This window comes from Leucobacter sp. NPDC058333 (assembly GCF_042726155.1).
Taxonomy (GTDB): Bacteria; Actinomycetota; Actinomycetes; order Actinomycetales; family Microbacteriaceae; genus Leucobacter.
Genome location: NZ_JBHXHV010000001.1, coordinates 150559 through 167787 on the forward strand (window position 1 = coordinate 150559; position 17229 = coordinate 167787).

At 68.5% G+C, this 17229-nt stretch carries 13 protein-coding genes; 4 read left to right on the plus strand and 9 right to left on the minus strand.

Translation table 11 applies throughout. From position 1 onward, the window contains the following. Positions 1 to 129 precede the first annotated feature (129 nt). Genes ACFWHR_RS00675 through ACFWHR_RS00690 form a run of 4 tightly spaced genes read right to left on the minus strand, consistent with a single transcriptional unit; the run spans position 130 to position 5781 of the window. Positions 130 to 1920, minus strand: coding sequence for an acetyl/propionyl/methylcrotonyl-CoA carboxylase subunit alpha (locus ACFWHR_RS00675; RefSeq protein WP_382446346.1), 1791 nt, complete (start codon positions 1918 to 1920; stop codon positions 130 to 132). After that, positions 1917 to 3677: a carboxyltransferase domain-containing protein gene (locus tag ACFWHR_RS00680; RefSeq protein ID WP_382446347.1), complete on the minus strand. Its 1761-nt coding sequence runs from the start codon at positions 3675 to 3677 to the stop codon at positions 1917 to 1919. Before ACFWHR_RS00680 ends, ACFWHR_RS00675 begins: the two co-directional genes overlap by 4 nt. After that, positions 3674 to 4444 carry a LamB/YcsF family protein gene (locus ACFWHR_RS00685; protein WP_382447733.1) on the minus strand — a complete coding sequence of 257 codons (771 nt, stop codon included), beginning with the start codon at positions 4442 to 4444 and terminating at the stop codon, positions 3674 to 3676. The genes ACFWHR_RS00680 and ACFWHR_RS00685 overlap by 4 nt, the downstream gene beginning before the upstream one ends. A 47-nt stretch (positions 4445 to 4491) precedes the next feature. Further along, on the minus strand, positions 4492 to 5781 hold the full coding sequence (locus ACFWHR_RS00690; RefSeq protein ID WP_382446348.1) for an NRAMP family divalent metal transporter: 1290 nt from the start codon (positions 5779 to 5781) through the stop codon (positions 4492 to 4494). A gap of 153 nt (positions 5782 to 5934) precedes the next feature. On the opposite strand from ACFWHR_RS00690, the gene ACFWHR_RS00695 reads away from it, so the two are divergent. After that, positions 5935 to 6612, plus strand: coding sequence for a GntR family transcriptional regulator (locus tag ACFWHR_RS00695; RefSeq protein ID WP_382446349.1), 678 nt, complete (start codon positions 5935 to 5937; stop codon positions 6610 to 6612). 332 nt (positions 6613 to 6944) lie between these two features. Here ACFWHR_RS00695 and ACFWHR_RS00700 read toward each other — a convergent pair whose 3' ends face one another. From ACFWHR_RS00700 to ACFWHR_RS00720, 5 genes are all read right to left on the minus strand, one after another. After that, a complete protein-coding gene (locus ACFWHR_RS00700; RefSeq protein ID WP_382446350.1) occupies positions 6945 to 8738 on the minus strand; it encodes an FAD-dependent oxidoreductase in 1794 nt (597 codons plus the stop codon). Positions 8739 to 8789: 51 nt separating this feature from the next. Further along, positions 8790 to 10490 carry an FAD-dependent oxidoreductase gene (locus tag ACFWHR_RS00705; RefSeq protein WP_382446351.1) on the minus strand — a complete coding sequence of 567 codons (1701 nt, stop codon included), beginning with the start codon at positions 10488 to 10490 and terminating at the stop codon, positions 8790 to 8792. After that, complete coding sequence (locus tag ACFWHR_RS00710) at positions 10487 to 11533, minus strand: zinc-binding dehydrogenase (RefSeq protein ID WP_382446352.1); 1047 nt, start codon at positions 11531 to 11533, stop codon at positions 10487 to 10489. Before ACFWHR_RS00710 ends, ACFWHR_RS00705 begins: the two co-directional genes overlap by 4 nt. Before the next feature lie 4 nt (positions 11534 to 11537). Beyond that, positions 11538 to 11876, minus strand: a complete 339-nt coding sequence (locus ACFWHR_RS00715) for a YciI family protein (RefSeq protein WP_382446353.1) — start codon at positions 11874 to 11876, stop codon at positions 11538 to 11540. 67 nt (positions 11877 to 11943) lie between these two features. Further along, entirely contained in the window at positions 11944 to 13674 is a 1731-nt protein-coding gene (locus tag ACFWHR_RS00720) for an FAD-dependent oxidoreductase (RefSeq protein WP_382446354.1), read from the minus strand. Positions 13675 to 13848: 174 nt separating this feature from the next. Between ACFWHR_RS00720 and ACFWHR_RS00725 the strand changes: the two genes are divergently transcribed. From ACFWHR_RS00725 to ACFWHR_RS00735, 3 genes are all read left to right on the plus strand, one after another. Next, a complete protein-coding gene (locus tag ACFWHR_RS00725) occupies positions 13849 to 14745 on the plus strand; it encodes a LysR substrate-binding domain-containing protein (RefSeq protein ID WP_382446355.1) in 897 nt (298 codons plus the stop codon). Between the two features lie 201 nt (positions 14746 to 14946). Continuing rightward, positions 14947 to 16299 (plus strand): MFS transporter, encoded by a 1353-nt coding sequence (locus ACFWHR_RS00730; RefSeq protein WP_382446356.1) that lies wholly within the window; start codon positions 14947 to 14949, stop codon positions 16297 to 16299. Positions 16300 to 16380: 81 nt separating this feature from the next. Beyond that, complete coding sequence (locus tag ACFWHR_RS00735; protein WP_382446357.1) at positions 16381 to 17229, plus strand: sugar phosphate isomerase/epimerase family protein; 849 nt, start codon at positions 16381 to 16383, stop codon at positions 17227 to 17229.

The window sequence follows — 17229 nt, forward strand, 5'->3', positions numbered from 1 at the left end:
CCGCCGAACGCGAGGGTTAATCGTGCGAAAAAGCCCTCCGTTTCACGGGAAACCCTCGTGCTCGGCGGGGTTTGCGGGCGGGCGGCGGGGCGGGTGGGCCGCGGGCGGGCACCGCCCGGCGGCCCGCCGCTACGCCGCGATCGAGCCGAGCGGGGCGTTGGCTGCGAGCGGTTCGCCGGGTTGGGCCAGGTGGGTGAGGGTTCCTGCGCGCGGAGCCTTGATGGGGACCTCCATTTTCATGGCTTCGAGCACCGCTACGGTCTCGCCTTCAGAGACAGCAGCCCCGTTCTCCACCTTCCAGGCGCTCAGTGTGCCAGCGAACGGGGCGACGAGCTGGCCAGCGTCGGCACCAGCACCAGCGCCAACCCCGACCCCAACACCCAGATCGGCAAACTCACCCCCACCATCGACGCCCCCACCACCGCCGCCGACGCCACCACCCCCACCCAACAACCCCAGCAACTCCTCGGGCAACCCGAGCTGCACCATCCGCCCGTCGAGTTCGATGCGGGCGCGCTTGAGTCGCGGCTCGGCCGGGGCCGACACTGCCGGAGCGGGGTCGAAGGTCGCGGTGCACTCCTCCTCGATCCAGCGGGTGTGCACCTGAAAATCCCCGGTCGGGGCCGTGAACGCCGGGTCCGTGACGATGTATCGCGCAAACGGCAGCACCGTCGCCACGCCCTCGACCTCGAACTCGCCGAGCGCGCGTCGGGCGCGGGCGAGCGCCTGCTCGCGGTCACTGCCCCACACGATGAGTTTCGCGAGCATGGAGTCGAAGCTGCCGGGCACGGCGTACCCGGCATCCACGCCGGAATCGAGTCGCACCCCCTGGCCGCTGGGCACGTCAAAGCGCTCGATCATGCCGGGGGTCGGCAGGAAGCCGAGCCCCGGATCCTCCGCGTTGATGCGAAACTCAATCGCGTGACCGAACGTCGGCAGCGTCTCGGGAACCGACATCGGCTCCCCCGCCGCGATGCGAAACTGTTCTTGGACGAGGTCGACACCCGTGACCTGCTCGGTGACCGGGTGCTCCACCTGCAGCCGCGTATTCACTTCAAGGAACGAGAGCGTGCCGTCGTCGCCGAGCAGAAATTCGACCGTGCCCGCGCTGACGTAGCCGGCTGCGCCGCAGACATCGGCCGCGGCCCGGTGGATGCGCTCGCGCAGCGCATCGCTGAGAAACGGCGCGGGCGCCTCCTCCACAAGCTTCTGATTGCGCCGCTGCAGCGAGCAGTCGCGCGTTCCGATGACGGCGATGCGTCCGTGGCGATCGCCGAGCACCTGGGCCTCAATGTGCCGCGGCCTGTCGAGAAACCGCTCGACCAGGCACTCACCCTGCCCGAACGCGGCGACCGCCTCGCGCACGGCGGCGTCGTAGGCCTCCCGGATCTCCGCGCGGTCGCGGACCACGCGCATGCCGCGCCCGCCGCCGCCGAACACGGCCTTGATCACGATCGGCATTCCGTGCTGATCGGCGAAGGCGAGCACGTCGTCGACGTCGCGCACGGCCCCCTGCGTGCCGGGCACGAGCGGCGCACCCACCTCCGCCGCGAGCGTGCGCGCCCGCGCCTTGTTGCCGAGCAGCTCAATGGTGCCGGGGTCGGGTCCGATCCACGCGAGACCGGCGTCAATCACCGCCTGCGCAAAGTCGGCTCGCTCAGAAAGAAAGCCATAGCCGGGATGGATCGCGTCGACCCCGGCGCGCTCCGCCACCGCGAGCAGCTTCGCGATGTTCAGGTAGCTGTCGGCTGGCAACCGCCCGTCGAGTGAGTACGCCTCGTCAGCGAGTCGCACGTGCAGCGCGTCGGCGTCTTCGTCGGCGTAGACCGCGACGCTCGCGATCCCGGCCTCCTTCGCCGCGCGGATCACCCGCACCGCAATCTCGCCCCGGTTGGCAATGAGAATCTTTGTCAGCGTCATGAGTCTGCGTCCTGCACGTTGTCGTGGGCCTGAGCCCGGTGAATCGAAGTTGCGTCGATGCTCGGCACGGCCAGCACTGGCGTCACAGCCGGAACTGCCCGCACGAACCGCACGAAACTGCCCGGCGGAAGTTGCGCGGCAAGTTCGAGGTCGTCGTCGTGCACAACGGCGATCACGGGATACCCGCCGGTCAGCGGCCGATCCGCAAGGAACAGCACTGGCTGACCGTCGGGCGGCACCTGAATCGCGCCGAGCACCATCCCCTCACTCGGCAGCTCGCGCCCCTGATACTCCGAGGCGCGCGCCACCGCCCGCCCAGCGAGGCGAACACCGACGCGGTCGCTGCGGGGCGTGACCTCCCAGCGCTCGTCGGTGAAGGCGGCGAGCGCCTGCGGGTCAAACCAGTCATCACGGGGGCCGAAGACGACGCGCAGCTCGGTGGTTTCGCCGGAGACGGGAAGCGGTGCCGGATCGCCGAGGCCGGATGCAGCGCCGGGCTCCTCGACCGGCGAGCGCGTGCCAACCACCGCGAGCTCGTTGCCGACTTCGAGGGGCTCGGGCCCCAGCCCCGCGAGCGTGTCGCGGGATCTACTGCCGAGCACGGGTGGCGCGTCAATGCCGCCGCGAACACCGACAATCGTGCGGAGTCCCCGAGCCGGAGCCTGCAGCGTCACAAGCTCCCCCGCGCTCAGCCGGAACGGCACCGCGTGGGGCGCCCGTCGCGATCCGAACGGGCCCGTGATCTGATTCGCTCGCTCAGCACCCGTGATCGCGAGCACAGTCGCCGCGATGGCCTCAAGCGCGAAGCCGCCGTGGCTCAATTCAATGGCTGCCGCGCCCGGTTCATTGCCGACGAGGCGGTTGGCCTCGCGATACGCACCGCGGATGGCCGTGCCAGACTCGCCGACGCCCATCCCCGAGGCGCCGTGGCGGCCACCGTCTTCAATCAGCGACTGCAGCCCGGCGTCGAGCACGCGCAGAACGGAAACCGATTGATCCGGCATCTCCGCTGGAGCTAGCTCCGCGGTCGGCGCTTCCGGGGGCGCGCTTCTCCCGGACCCCACCACGGATTCCCGCGCGACCTCGAAACGCACGGTGCCACCAGCGACCAGGGCCGCGGGGTGCTCGCGGGTGAGGTCCCACATCTTGTGTTCGGTGAGGCCGATGATCTGCCATCCGCCGGGGCTTTCGCGCGGGTAGACGCCCGAGAACGGCCCGGCCAGGCCGACCGAGCCGGGCTGGATGCGAGGTCGCGGTGTCGCGCGGCGCGGTACCTCGAGCAGCGGATCGCCGCCAGAGAGATAGGCGAAGCCGGGCGCGAAACCGGTGAAGGCGACCGTGTACTCGGCCGCGACGTGCCGGTCGATCACCGCCTGCTGACTCATACCGGTGAGCGCGGCGACCTCTGCGAGATCTTCGCCCGTGTAGTGCACGGGGATCACGGTCGCGGGCGATGCGTCGGCGACGGTCCCGGCGCTGCTGGGGTCGCCGACACCGGAGTCCGCACCGGCACCATCACCGGCCAAGAGCCGCCGCAGCTTTGCGGCGAGCGCTCGCGCGTCGCGCGCCTCACCGCCGGCGACGAGCACGGTCGCGGCAGCGGGCACGAGGTCGTCGACGACGAGCTCGCCGCGATCCCGCGCCTGGACGAGCAGCGCGAACGCGCGCAGCGCGGCGTCGAGGTTGCCGAGGTCCAGCAGCACCGCCGCCGATCCAGCCGCACGGATCGTGGGCTCCAGAGTTTCTCGGCCCGTCATGCTGCCCCGATCGCGGCGAAGCCTGCGAGGGTGACCCCGGCGGACACGAGGCGATCCCGCACCGCCCGCGCCATTTCGACCGCCGCCGGGCTGTCACCGTGCACGCAGATGGATTCGGCCGCGACCGCGACGCTGCTGCCGTCGCGCGCGACGACCGTGCCCGTCTGCACGAGGCGCAGCATGCGCTCGGCGACCTCGTTCGGGTCACTCAGCACCGCCCCGGCTTCGCCGCGTGACACGAGTGCGCCGGTCGGCTCGTAGGCGCGATCCGCGAATGCTTCTGGCACCGCCCGGAGGCCCGCGGCCTCAGCCTGCTGCACGAGTGGCGATGACGCGAGGCAGACGAGGGCGAGCGCGGGGTCAACGGCCCGGATCGCGGCAATCACCGCTTCGGCCTCGGCCTCGTTGAAGGCGATGCTGTTGTAGAGCGCACCGTGGGGTTTGACGTACGTGACGGTGGTTCCGGCGACCTCCGCGAGGCCCCGCAGTGCGCCGATCTGATAGGCGACATCGGCGAAGAGCTCGTCCCGCGACAGTTTCATTGGGCGGCGTCCGAACCCGACGAGATCGGGGTACGCGACGTGCGCCCCCACGGCCACGCCGCGCTCGGCAGCGAGCCGCAGCGTGCCAAGGATCGACTTGGGATCGCCCGCGTGAAATCCGCACGCCACGTTCGCGCTCGTGACGACCTCGAGCATCGCGGCGTCGTCGCCCATGTGCCACGAGCCGAAGTGCTCGCCCAGGTCGCTGTTGAGATCTACGTGCATCGTCACAGTGTGCTCCTTGTATGCGTGTGAAACTCGCGCCGCCGGGGCTACGCCGAGAGAAACTCGAAGATCTGGGCGAACGACATGACGCCCATGTACCAGGTGAGCGCCGTCACGATCACGCCGAGCGCCACCAGCCAGAGCCTGATGCGGTGGCCTCCCAGCAGGTCCCGTCGGAACAGCGCGATGTACATAAAGACGGTGAGCCCGATGGGCAGGATCAAACCGTTGAAGCCGCCCGCAAAGACCAGCAGCGCGACCGGCGTCGTGCCCATGATCAAGTATGCCGCGAGGCCCACAGCGATAAACGCGACCGTCACGAGGTTGCGTCGCCGCTGGTTGAGCTTCGCGCTGAACACCGTCATGAACGAAACCGACGTGAACGCCGCGCCGATCACGCTCGAGATGCCGGCGGCCCAAAGCACGAGACCGAAGGCGCGCATGCCCCACTCGCCCGCGGCCGATTCGAACGCCTGTGCGGCGGGGTTCGCCGAGAGGTCGAGCACGACGCCGCTCGCCGTGACGCCGAGGAACGCCAAGAAGAGTACGTAGCGCATCACACCAGTGATTGCGATGCCGGTGAACGCCGATCGCGTGACCTCTCTGATGTTCTCGGGGCCCGCGGTGCCGGAATCCAGCAGCTTGTGCGCGCCTGCGTAGGTGATGTAGCCACCGACGGTGCCGCCGACGATCGTCGTGATCGCGGCGAAGTCGATGTTGTCGGGCAGTACCGTCTGGCGCAGCGCCTCGCCCACGGGCGGGTTCGCGATGATCGCGACAATGACAACGAGCAGGATCATCAGCACGCCGAACGCGATCATCGCCCGATCGAGCAGGAATCCCGCCCGCCGCGAGAGGAAGATGCCGACCGCGAGCAGCGCGCTGATGGCGCCGCCAATCTTCGGATCGAGTCCGAGCATGGCGTTGAGTCCGAGCCCGGCGCCCGCGATATTGCCGATGTTGAAGACCAGGCCGCCAATGATGACGAGCACCGAGAGCAGGAATCCGCTGTAGGGAATCGCGGCGTTGGCGAGCTCCGCGGCCCGCTTGCCCGAGAGCGTGATGACCTGCCAGATGTTCGCCTGCACCACGAAGTCGATCAAGATCGAGGCGAGGATGCCGAACGCGAAGGCGGCTCCGAGGGTCGCCGTGAACGTGGCGGTCTGGGTGATGAATCCGGGGCCGATAGCCGATGTCGCCATCATGAAGATGGCCCCGATCAGCGATGCTCGGCGCGACTTCGCGAAACCGCCGACCGTGCCGCTGACGACCGTCGCCGGCCCGGGAACCGAGACTTGGTCGTCCGTCCCATTCTGAGATGAGGTGTGATCGTTCATGCCTGGTACTTCCCCTTCGCATCTTTGCGGATCGAGCACGTGGCCCTCACACTACGTCGTATTGTTGAACAATGCAATTATTCTAGTTGAACATTTAGCCGCGGTTGGATGGGAACTCGTGGGCGATTGTTGACTGTCGGGTACGCTCGCACCATGGCAACCGACTCCGACGCCTCCGCGTCTTCGAGCAGCGAGAGCACGTCCCGCTCGGTCGAGGCAGCGAATGAGATCCGCGCCCGCATTGCGAACGGTGACCTGAAACCGGGTGAGCGCGCGCCGGAGGCAAAGCTTGCCGAGTCCCTGCGCATCTCGCGCAATACGCTGCGGGAGGCCTTCAAGTCGCTCAGCCAGGAAGGCCTGCTCACGCAGATCCCGAATAAGGGAACCTATGTCGCGGTGCCCAGCATCAGCACGATCATCGACGTCTACCGGGTGCGGCGGCTCGTCGAGGTGCAGGCCGTCGCGCAGGCGATCCCGAGGCACCCCGCCATCGCGCGCATGCGCGCGGCGTTCGAGTCGGCCATCGATGCGCGCGATCGTGATGAGTGGCCCGACGTCGCCACCGCCAACATCGCGTTTCACCGCGCGATCTTTGAGCTCACCGACAGCCCGCGGCTCAGCCAGCTGCACGAGCGGCTCGCCACCGAGTTGCGGCTCGCCTTCGGATTGATCGCCGACCCTGAGTACCTGCACGCCCCGTTTGTGGAGCGCAACCGCGAGATCCTCGAACTGCTCGAGGCCGGCCAGGCGGACGAAGCTGCTGCCCGCCTCGAGGAGTACCTGTTGCTCGCCGAACGCATCTTGCTCGCCGGGTACGAGCGCATTCGATAAGTGGTGGTGGTAGAGGCGGCGGCGTCGCTGCGTCGCCCTCTCCGAGCCCTCGGTTCTCGCCGAACCCCTTTGTGCTTGCCGAGCCCCTCTCTAGTCGCCGATTCCCTACCCAATAACGCGATGACCCGGAGGGGCTCGGTAACTAGAGAGGGGCTCGGCAGCACGAGAGGGGCTCGGCAGCACGAGAGGGGCACGACGGTCGGTGACGCGGGAGGGGCTCGGCGACTAAAGAGGGGCACGGCGACTCAAGAGGGGCACGGCGACTCAAGAGGGGCTCGGCAGCCGGCGAGGGGCTCAGCACACGCCTACAACGCCCACCCCACGCCTCCCGCCTACCCCGCAGCCCTGCGGGCCGCGATGTCGCGCACCGCGGCGTACGCGAACACGAGGCCGGGGCCGATCGTGATTCCAGGCGCGGGGTAGGTACCGCCCATCACCGACTGCATGTCGTTGCCGACCGCGTAGATGCCCCCGATGGGTCCGCCATCGGCGCCCAGCACGGCGGCGGTCTCATCGGTGACATATCCGGTCGCCGCCCCGATGTCGCCTGGGAAGATCTGCACCGCGTAGTAGGGCGCGCCGTCGACCGGGGCCACGTTCGGGTGCCCGGTTTCCGAGGCGGGGTCGCCGTTGAAACGTTCGTATGCGTTGCTGCCCCGGTGAAAGTCGGGGTCCTCGCCGCGCGCGGCCGCCGAGTTTGTGCGCGCGATCGTGGTTTCGAGCGTCTCGCCCGGCACGTTGAGCTGTTCCGCGAGCGCTGCAACTGACTCGGCCCGGAAGAGATAGCCCTCCGCGATGTACTGTGCCAGCACGCGCTCGCGCTGGAACGGGCGCACTACGCCGAGGCCGTAGCGCCGCATTCCCTCGGCGTCAGTAATGAGGAACGACGGCGTACTCGCGCCCGGATTCTCGTGATTCTGCTGCACCATACGGGCCCCGAACAGGTGGTAGCTCGTCGCCTCGTTGAGGTAGCGCCGCCCCGCCTGGTCGACGACGATCATGTGCGGTTTGGCCCGATCCATCACGAAGTGCGGGAACACGGCCCAGCTCCCGTCGTCCCGTTGCCTGCGCGAGACGGGCGCGTAGTAGGTGTGCGCAAACGCAGCTCGACCGTACCTGCCCCCGAGGGCGTCAACGATCGCGTGCGCCTGCCCGGTGTGCCCGGGGGCTCCGGGGCACCAGTCGACGGGGTGCCCCGGGAGCAGCTCCGCTCGGCGCAGCGGGTCGCGATTGAACCCGCCCGTCGCGAACACGATATTGCGCGCCAGCACCTCGATCTCGCCGTCGGCGGTGCGAATCGACACCCAGTACCCGCCCACTGCCGGGTCAGCCGAGCTTGCTTCGCTCACCGACGCGACTTCGCTTTGCGTCAGCACCGGCACCCCGCGCTCATCGAGCGTGTGCAGCAGGCCGGCGATCAACGCGTTGCCCATCGTTCGGCGCGCATCCCGGCCGTGATCCCGAACCGAGTCGCGGTACGTGCGCCGCAGCGCGAGGAGGTGACTGCGCGACTCGTCTTCGGGGTGCGCGCCGAGCAGGTGCGCGATGTCGTCGCGCTCGAGCGACATCCCACCGAACGCGGTGAACTCGGGCAGCGGTGGCCGCACGAGCGCGAGTCGTTCACCCAACTGCGCGCCGTCGAATGCGTAGGGCTCAAGCGCGCGACCGGAGAGACGGGCGCCCGGCAGCTGAGTCAAGTAGTCCGGGTGCACGCTGCGCGCGCGGTAGCTCACGTGCGAGCCCTGCTCCATGGCGGCGACCGCCTCGGGCCCGAGCGCCAAGAACGCGTCGCGCAGTGACTTCGGGGAGTGCGGCCCCACGGCGGCGTCGAGAAACTCCCCCGCCTCGGCGATACTGTCGGCCGGTTCAGCCTCGGCCGCGACCTCCGCGGCGTGGGTTGTGCCGGGCACCCACGTGGTGCCCGCGGTATAAGCCGTTGTGCCACCCACGTACTCGGTGCGTTCGACGACGGCGGTCGCGAGGCCCGCGAGCGCCCCGTACACGGCCGCCGACAGACCCGCGCCGCCGGCACCGACGACGAGCAGATCGATTTCATCGCCGTGCACGAGCGTGGCTGGCGCAGCGCCGGTGCTGAGCGGGATGCTCGTGGCTGGGGAGACAGTCATGCCGTTTCTCTCAATTCTGGCCGGGCTGGCTGACGCCCTGGCCGGTCGGGTTCACAGGGTCGCAGGGTTCACAGTGCTCGCAGGTTTCACAGTGCTCGCAGGTTTCACGGGGCTGGCGGGTGTCGCATCAGAGCCCGCCGCCACTCGCGAGTGATCGTTCGCCAGCTGTTCGCCGACGCAGAATGCCCGCACGACCGCTGAGCCGAGGGTCGCTCCGCCACCCGGGTACGCCCCGCGGAACACCGAAGCCGAGGCGTTTCCCGCGGCAAACAGGCCCGGGATCGCGCGGCCGTCGTGCCCCAGCACGCGCCCCGCAGTGTCGGTTGCAATCCCGCCACTCGTGCCGAGCGTGCCGCAGTGCACGCGCACCGCATAGAAGGGCGCGGTGTCGAGTGGGCGCAGGCACGGGTTCGGCGTGACGCGCCCGTCGCCGAGGAATCGATCCTGCGGGGTGTCGCCGCGGCCGAACGCCGTGTCGACGCCGAGAGCAGCGTCCGTATTGAACTCAGCGATCTGCTCGGCGAGCCCCTGCGGGTCAACGCCGATGAGCTCGGCGAGCTGCTCCGGCGTGGGGGCGCTCACGATCCAGTCAACACCCGTGTCACTCGCGATGCCCGCCACCGGATAGTTGTCGCGGTAGCGCTGATCGAAGACCAGCCACGCTGGCTCCCCCACAGCGCTGAGTCGCCGCGGGTCAATGCCGCCGAACACGCGGCTGACGTCGTGATAGTTGAGCGCCTCGTTCACGAAGCGTCGCCCGCTCGCCGACACAGTGATGGACCCGGGGAGCGTCATCTCGACGTTTCCCATGCGGCCCGACTGCTTGCCCTCGAGCGTTTGCGACGGCGGCGTGATGACCGGCACACCCCAGAACGTGGTCATCTCGGCGACCGCGGCGCCGACCGCGAGCCCGAGCCGCAGCCCGTCGCCCTCGTTTGACGGAGCCGAGATCGGCACGATGGGGTGGGGCAAGAAGGCGGCCTGCAACTCGGGGCTCCACTCGAAACCGCCGGACGCGATCACCACCGAGCGTGCCCGCAGCTCACGGCCGTCGACCGTGAGCAGCCAGCCGTCGTCGGCCTCGCGCTCGAGCCCGGTCACCCGGGCTCCCGCTGTGACGGTGACGCCACGATCCAGCGCTGAGACCAGCAGGCTGGCGACGAGCGCACCGCCCATGGTGCGCACGCCGTCGGCGGCACGCCGCTGCAGCAGGGCCGCGTCGGGCGCCTGCCCGTTCAGCTCATCGCGCTCCGCCATCGTGAGCAGCGGGAAATACGAGGACGGGCGGATCGCCTCACGCAGACCGGGCACCGCACCGACGTCGAACGCGGCGTTGTCGAGGCTGCGTCCGCCCTCGGTCGCACCCTCCCACTCGAGCCGGTAGTCGGGGCGCGCGAGCGGCACGAGCGAGACGCGGGTGCTGCTCTGCAAATACTCGACGGCGCGCGGCGCGCTCGCTACGAACCAAGCGACCTCCTCTGGCGTGAGCCGATCGGCAGCCGCTGCCAGGTAGCTGCTCGCCTGTGCGGGCGAATCGTCATACCCGGCGGCCGCGCTCAGCGGATTCGCGGGCGCCCAGATGACGCCGCCGCCGACAGCGGTGGTGCCGCCGAACAGGGCGGCCTTTTCGAGCACCGTGACGGTCGCCCCCGAATCGGCCGCCCGCACGGCTGCGGTGAGCCCCGCGGCCCCCGAGCCGATCACGATGACGTCGGAGCGATCCGGCAATTCTGCGACCGGCGTGGCGATCATGCTGCCGCTCCCGCCGGCATATCGATCAGGATCTTACCGACGCGCTGGCTGCGGTCGCGCATGGTGTGGAATGCGCGATCGAGCTGCTCGGCCGGGAATCGATGCGTGATCAGATTGCGTACGCGATCGGGGTGGCGGCCGATCAGCTGCAGGGCATCGGGGATCAGCCCGGTGCTGTTGCGGCTGCCCAGCAGGTCGACCTCTTTGAACGCGAGGAGATTCAGGGGGAATCCGGTCGGCCGGGTCGAGATGCCGACCTGCACGACGCGGCCGCCAGCGGCGACCACGCGCAGCCCGTTTTCCAGCGACGCCGGCACGCCGGTCGCCTCGATGACCAGGCTCGGCCCGTCGTCGCCGCTGAGGCGGTGGAGCGCGGCGGCGCCTGCGGCGCCCGGGAAAACCTCATCGGCGGTGACGAGGATCGTGTCGTCGGCGCCGAACTCGCGGGCGAGCTCGAGACGGTCGGCGTCGGTGTCGGCCGCCACCACGCGCGCGCCGAGGTCGTGCAGCGCGAGCGTCGCGAGCAGCCCGATGGGACCAACGCCGAGCACCACGGCAGTGTCTTCGGCCGTCGCGCGGCCTCGGGCCACGGCCTGCAGCGCAATCGCCGTCGGTTCGGCAATCGCGCCCAGGTCGGTCGGCACCCCGGTGGGGATGCGGTGCAGTTTTGGCGCCTTGACGCGCAGCACCTCAACGAGACCACCGTCCGAGTAGCAGCCGAACACCGTGAGCTGCGGGCAGACATTGCCGCGCCCGGCCCGGCAGGCACGGCACTCCCCACAACTGATGAGCGGATCGATGGCCACGCGGTCGCCGATCGCTACGCGATCCACATCGGGGGCAACGTCGATGACCGTGCCGGCGAGCTCGTGCCCCTGAATCAGCGGGAGCTCTGAGGTGTAGTCGTCCTCCCAAATGTGCAGATCCGTGCCGCACAGCGTGACGTGCTCGATGCGCACGAGCGCCGAACCCGGCACGAGCTCGGGCTGCGGTACATCGGCGTATTCGAGGGTCTCGGCGGCAATGGTGCGAACGGCGAGCACGGGGCTACTCCGCTTCTACGGGCGCGGAGCTCGCGGGGGCGGCGCTCGCGGGTTCGAGGCGCGCTGCCCCGAACTTGACCGCCCACTCGCGCACCACGCGCTCGACGTAGCCGCGCTCCGCGAACGGATCCTGAGCCATGAGCTGGTCGACCTGATCCGCCGAGTCGCCCCGAATGATCAGCATGGCTCCCGGCTCAGCGCCCGTCGGGTCCGTCGGGCCGCTGACGACGAGCTGGCCGCTGTCGAAGAGTCCCTGCAAGAACTCGAGGTGCAGGGGGCGGTGCTCGTCGCGGCCCGCTTCTGATCCGGCGGCGTAACGGTAGCTGACTGCGAATAGTGACACGGGGTGCTCCTTGGTACGGGTGGGTTGAGGATGAAAAGTGAGGTGCGCGATTTGCTGTGCGGAGTTGCTACGCGAGTGCCGGTGACGACGCCGCGAGCTCATTGCCCGCGATGTACCCGAAGGTCATGGCGGGGCCGATGTTGATGCCACCGGCCGGGTAGTGACCGCCGAACACGTTCTTCTGATCGGCTCCGACGACGTACGCGCCAGGGATCGCCTCGCCGGTTTCCGACAGCAGTCGTGCGCGCTCGTCTGCGCGCAGCCCGGCGAACGTGCCGAACGAGCCCTGCACGACGCGAACCGCGTAAAACGGCCCCCGCTCGATGGGCGCGAGCGTCGGGTTCGGGCGAACATCGGGGTCGCCGCCGTACCGGTTGAACGGCGTCGTGCCGCGGCCGAACTCGGGGTCGACGCCTCGCTTCGCGTTGCGGTTGAACTCTGCAACGGTCTCCGCGAGCTGGCGGCCGTCGATGCCGCAGAGCGCGGCGAGCCCCGCGAGCGTGTCTGATTTCAGCAGGTAACCAGATCGCAGGTGCGGCAGCTTGGGCACCGGGCGCGGCATGGCGAACCCCAGGGGGTAGTGCCGGGCGAAGCGAGCGTCGCCGATCTGCCACGCGGCCGCGACCTCACCAGTTGGGGTGGCCTCGTTCAGTCCGGTGACGTAATCCCAGTAGCCGTTCGCCTCGTTCACGAACCGCTTGCCGTCACTGCGCACGCCGATCGAGCCGGGCTTCGCGCGATCCATGATGTGCGGAAAGACCCCGGTGCGGCCGTTGACATACGGCACGAGCGACACCGGGCACCACGCGGCGGCGGTCTTGCCGCCCGTGTCGAAGGTGCCACCCACCGATTGCCCGAGTTCAATGCCAGAACCGTCAGCGGTCGCGGGGGCGAGAGTCCAGTGGTCGTCCGCCGAGCGATTGTGAGGGAAGTACTCCCGTCGCATGGTGGCGTTGGCCGAGAATCCACCGCTCGCGATGACGACACCGCGTGCAGCGTGGAACGTGCGGATGCCCCGGGGCGTCTCGGCACGCACGCCGACCACGCGGCCGTTGTCGTCGCGGGTGAGTTCGACGACGTTGTGATGCACGCGAATGTCGACGCCGCGGTCGACGGCCGACTGCATCAGCCTCGCGGTGAGCGCGATGCCGTTCACGAAGTGCATGCCCTGGCCGGTCGTCACCACGTCGAACAGATACCGCACGACGCGCTTCGCCGAGTGCCACCAGCCACTGAGCTTGAATTTTGACGCCGCGAGAAACCCGGCGAGGTCGGGGCCAGCCATGATGCCCATGCCCAGGAACGAGGTCTCCCAGTACTGCGGCGCCATCTGCTTACGCAGCTGCTTCGAGAACGCACGGCCATTCACGGGTTTTGGCCCGACCGAGCGGTGCCCGGTGCCCGCGTGGGGTAGATCGCCGTACACATCGCAAATGCGCGTGCCAGGCACGAACTGCAGCGCGGTCTGATGCTCGAAGAACGACACCATCTCGGGTGCACTCGCGAGAAACGCGTCGACCCGGGTCTCGTCGAAGTCGTCGCCGGTCACGGCCCGCAGATACGCCTTGATGTCGTCGGTGGATTCGTCGACGCCGTCGGCGAGCGCAAACTCGTTCCGGGGGGCCCAGAGCCAGCCGCCGGAGCGTGAGGTGGCGCCGCCGCAGACACGGTCACGTTCGAGCACGAGCACGCGCAGGCCGCGGTGCGCCGCCGTGACGGCGGTTGAGAGCCCGCCTGCCCCCGACCCGATGACGACGACATCGAACTCTTCGCTCTGCGGTTGCTCGCGATGCACCATGCTGTGATCCTCCACACCGGGCCGTCGAAATTGACGCCCTGCATGCATGGTGCTGTTGGCGGCGGCGGGGGCGCAAGGTTTGAGCGCCAATAATTGAATATCCATCCAGCACTATGCTGATCCCATACTTAATGGTCGCGCCTCGCGACCGTGTTGCGGAGGGTGGGTTCGGTCATGGAGATTCGCTGGCTCGAGGGATTCGTCGCGGTGGCCGAAGAGATGCACTTCGGCCGTGCCGCGGCTCGGCTCCACATGGCGCAATCGCCTTTGAGTCAGCTGATTCGTCGGCTGGAGCAGGAGCTGGGCACGCCGCTGTTCACCCGCAGCACTCGCTCCGTGGCGCTGACCGCGTCTGGTCAGGTGCTGCTGCCGTATGCGTATCGGGTCCTGAAAGATTTGCGGATCGCGGCTGACGCCGCGCTGAGCGCCGAGGGCGTGCTCACTGGCCGGCTCGACGTCGGTTTCTCTGGCGTGCACAATCACCAGACGCTCCCGCTACTCGCCCGCGCGCTGCGTCGCGAGTGCCCCGGCATCGAGCTCAACCTGGTCGGCGGCGTGCGCACGTTCGACGGCGTGAAGAGGGTGCGCAACGGCGAACTGGATCTCGCATTCATCGGGCTCATCGGCGAACTCGACGCGCCACTTGAGTACCGTGCCGTCTCACGCCAGCGTCTCGGCGTCGTGCTGCCGTCAGACCACCGCCTCGCCCTGCGCTCCGCGATCCCAATGGCAGAACTGCGCTCTGAACCGTTCGTCATGGGACCGGTCGACGGCAATTCCTCGCTCACCGTCGTCGCGCTGCGCACCTGCCAGAACGCGGGTTTCATGCCGCAGGTGGCCCAAGTGGTGAGCGACCCGTACCTCATTCTGAGCCTCGTGGCGGCCGGCGTCGGCGCCGCGCTGATGACCTCCGAGGTGCTCCCGGTGCTGCCGTCGTCTGCCGTCTGGGTCGAGATCGAGGGTGCGCCGATCGAGTTCTTGCACGCGCTCGTGTGGTCCACAGAGAACGACTCACCCGGCCTGCGGGCGACGCTCGAGGTCGTCGACGCCGTGTTCCCCAGACTCGAATGAGCGCACGCCGATCCCGGCATGGGGGTTCACACACGAACTATGTAGCGTTGCCACATAATTCCAGATAATTTACATCTTGGACTTTCCGAACGGGGCGCGCGACACTCAGTGAACGGCGCGAATGGATTATCCGCCGCAGAACTGTCAATCTCCGGCGGAGCACGAACCGTGCGCCGATCCGGCCCAAGTACAAGGAAGTACATGTCTGTTCTCGATACCCCTCTCTCCGCAGAGGAACTTGCGGTGCAGGAGAAGCGACGCAAGAATGCTCGCAACGCGGCGATCTCCGGCTTCGCCGGCAGCGCGCTCGAATACTACGATTTCTTCATATTCGCGACCGCCGCGGCGCTGTACCTGCAGCAGCTCTACTTCCCGGAGGCGGGAAGCGCTGGCCAGCTGTTCTCACTCGCGACCATTGGCGTCGCCTACGTCACCCGGCCCCTGGGCGCACTGCTGTGGGGCCACCTAGGCGACGTGATCGGCCGCAAGAAAGTGCTGATCACCACTCTGCTTCTGATGGGCGTCTCGACGTTCATCGTCGGACTCGTGCCAACCTACGACCAGATCGGCATCTGGGCGCCCATCATCATTATCGTGCTGCGTCTCGCACAGGGGCTCTCGGCCGGCGGAGAATCGCCCGGATCGGCCTCGCTCTCAGCAGAGCACGCCCCCGACAACCGTCGCGGCTTCTTCGCGAGCTGGACGCTCTCGGGCGTCACCTTCGGCATCGTGCTCTCGTCCGCCGTGTTCATCCCGCTGCAGCTGCTGCCCGAAGAGGCACTGCTGAGCTGGGGCTGGCGCATCCCGTTCCTGCTCAGCGCGCTCGTCACGATGATCGCCCTGATCTTGCGTCGCACGCTCGACGAGCCCGAGGTGTTCACCGAGACCAAGCAGCTGAACCTCGTGGTGAAGGTGCCGCTCCTCGAGCTGCTGCGCCGTCACCCGAAGACGATGCTGCTCGTCACCGGAATGAGCCTGTTCACGATGGTGAACACCATGATCAACGTGTTCACCCTCGCCTACGGCGTCGACATCTCGGGCATCGATCGTGGCGAGATGCTGCTGCTGATCAGCGTCGCCAACCTCATCGCGGTCGGCACCCTGCCGCTCTGGGGGCATCTCTCCGACCGCATCGGCCGCAAGCCGGTGTTCATCACCGGAGCGATTCTGCAGATCGTGCTGATCTTCGCCTTCCTGTGGGCGCTGAACTCGGGCGGCCCCGGCCACACCGGGCTGATCTGGGTGCTCGGGATCCTGCTCGTCGCCGGTGCGTACTCGATGACCAACAGTGTCTACCCGGCATTCTTCCCCGAGCAGTTCCCGGCCCAGGTGCGCTACAGCGGCATGGCGGTCTGCCTCATGCTCGGACTGCTGCTCGCGGGCTTTACCCCCGCCATCGCGCAGTCGATCTCGGGCGAAGAGGGCAACTGGTTCGGAGTCGCTCTGCTCTCGGCGGTCGCCGTCGGTATCGCGTGCGTCTGCGCCGCGCTCAGCCCGGAAACCAGCAAGATCCCCACGGCCGAACTCGGTCGTCACGAGAACAAGCGGGCCTGACCGCATCGCGCCGGTGGGTGGCCGCGGGTCGCCCACCGACGCGATTTCTCACGCAGTACCGAACACACGAAGGACGGATTGATGCGCAAGATCGGGATCGCCCACCTCAGCCTGTTGCAGCTTGAACCCGATGAACTGGTGCGCGTCGCCGCGACCGCCGGTTTCGATTTCGTGGGCGTGCGGGTGCGGGGCGCGACCCCGGCCGAGACGATCACGGCGCAGACCCCTGGATCGCGAGCGTCGCGGGCGACACTCGCCGCGCTGCGCGATACCGGAGTGACCGTCACCGACATCGAATTTCTGTCGCTTGACGGCGCAACCGGTCGCGAGGCCTGGCTGCCGATGCTCGAGGCGGGGGCGGAGCTCGGGGCGAGCATTGTGAATCTCACCGGGCAGGACCCCGAACCACAGCGCCTGCAGCAGTCGCTCGGCGAGTTGGTTGTCGACGCGCAGGGGTTCGGCATCACACCGGCGCTTGAACCCATCAGCTACAACGCGATCAGCACGGCGTCGCAGGCGGCCACGATTGCGAGTGCCGCCGGTGCATACGTCATGCTTGATCCCCTCCACTTGCAGCGAGGTGGCACGAGCATTGCCGATGTCGCGGCCCTTGATGCCTCACTCGTACCTGCCCTGCAACTGTGTGACGGGCCGCTCGGCACCCCCGAAACGCTGCAGATCTCGGCGCCCCTGCCGCGCGGCATGACGGCCGACGGTGAACCGCGCAAGCTCGAATCGCGGGCGCTGCGGCTCGCGCCGGGCGACGGCGAGTTTCCGCTCGCGGAGCTGCTGCGAGCGGTGCCAGCTGGCGTGCCCGTCAGCGTCGAGGTGCCGAATGCGGCGCTCGTCGAGCAGCTTGGCGTGACGGGGTACGCGCGGTATTTGTATGCGGCGGCGACACGGGTGTTGGCAGAGGCGGGGGCCGAGTGA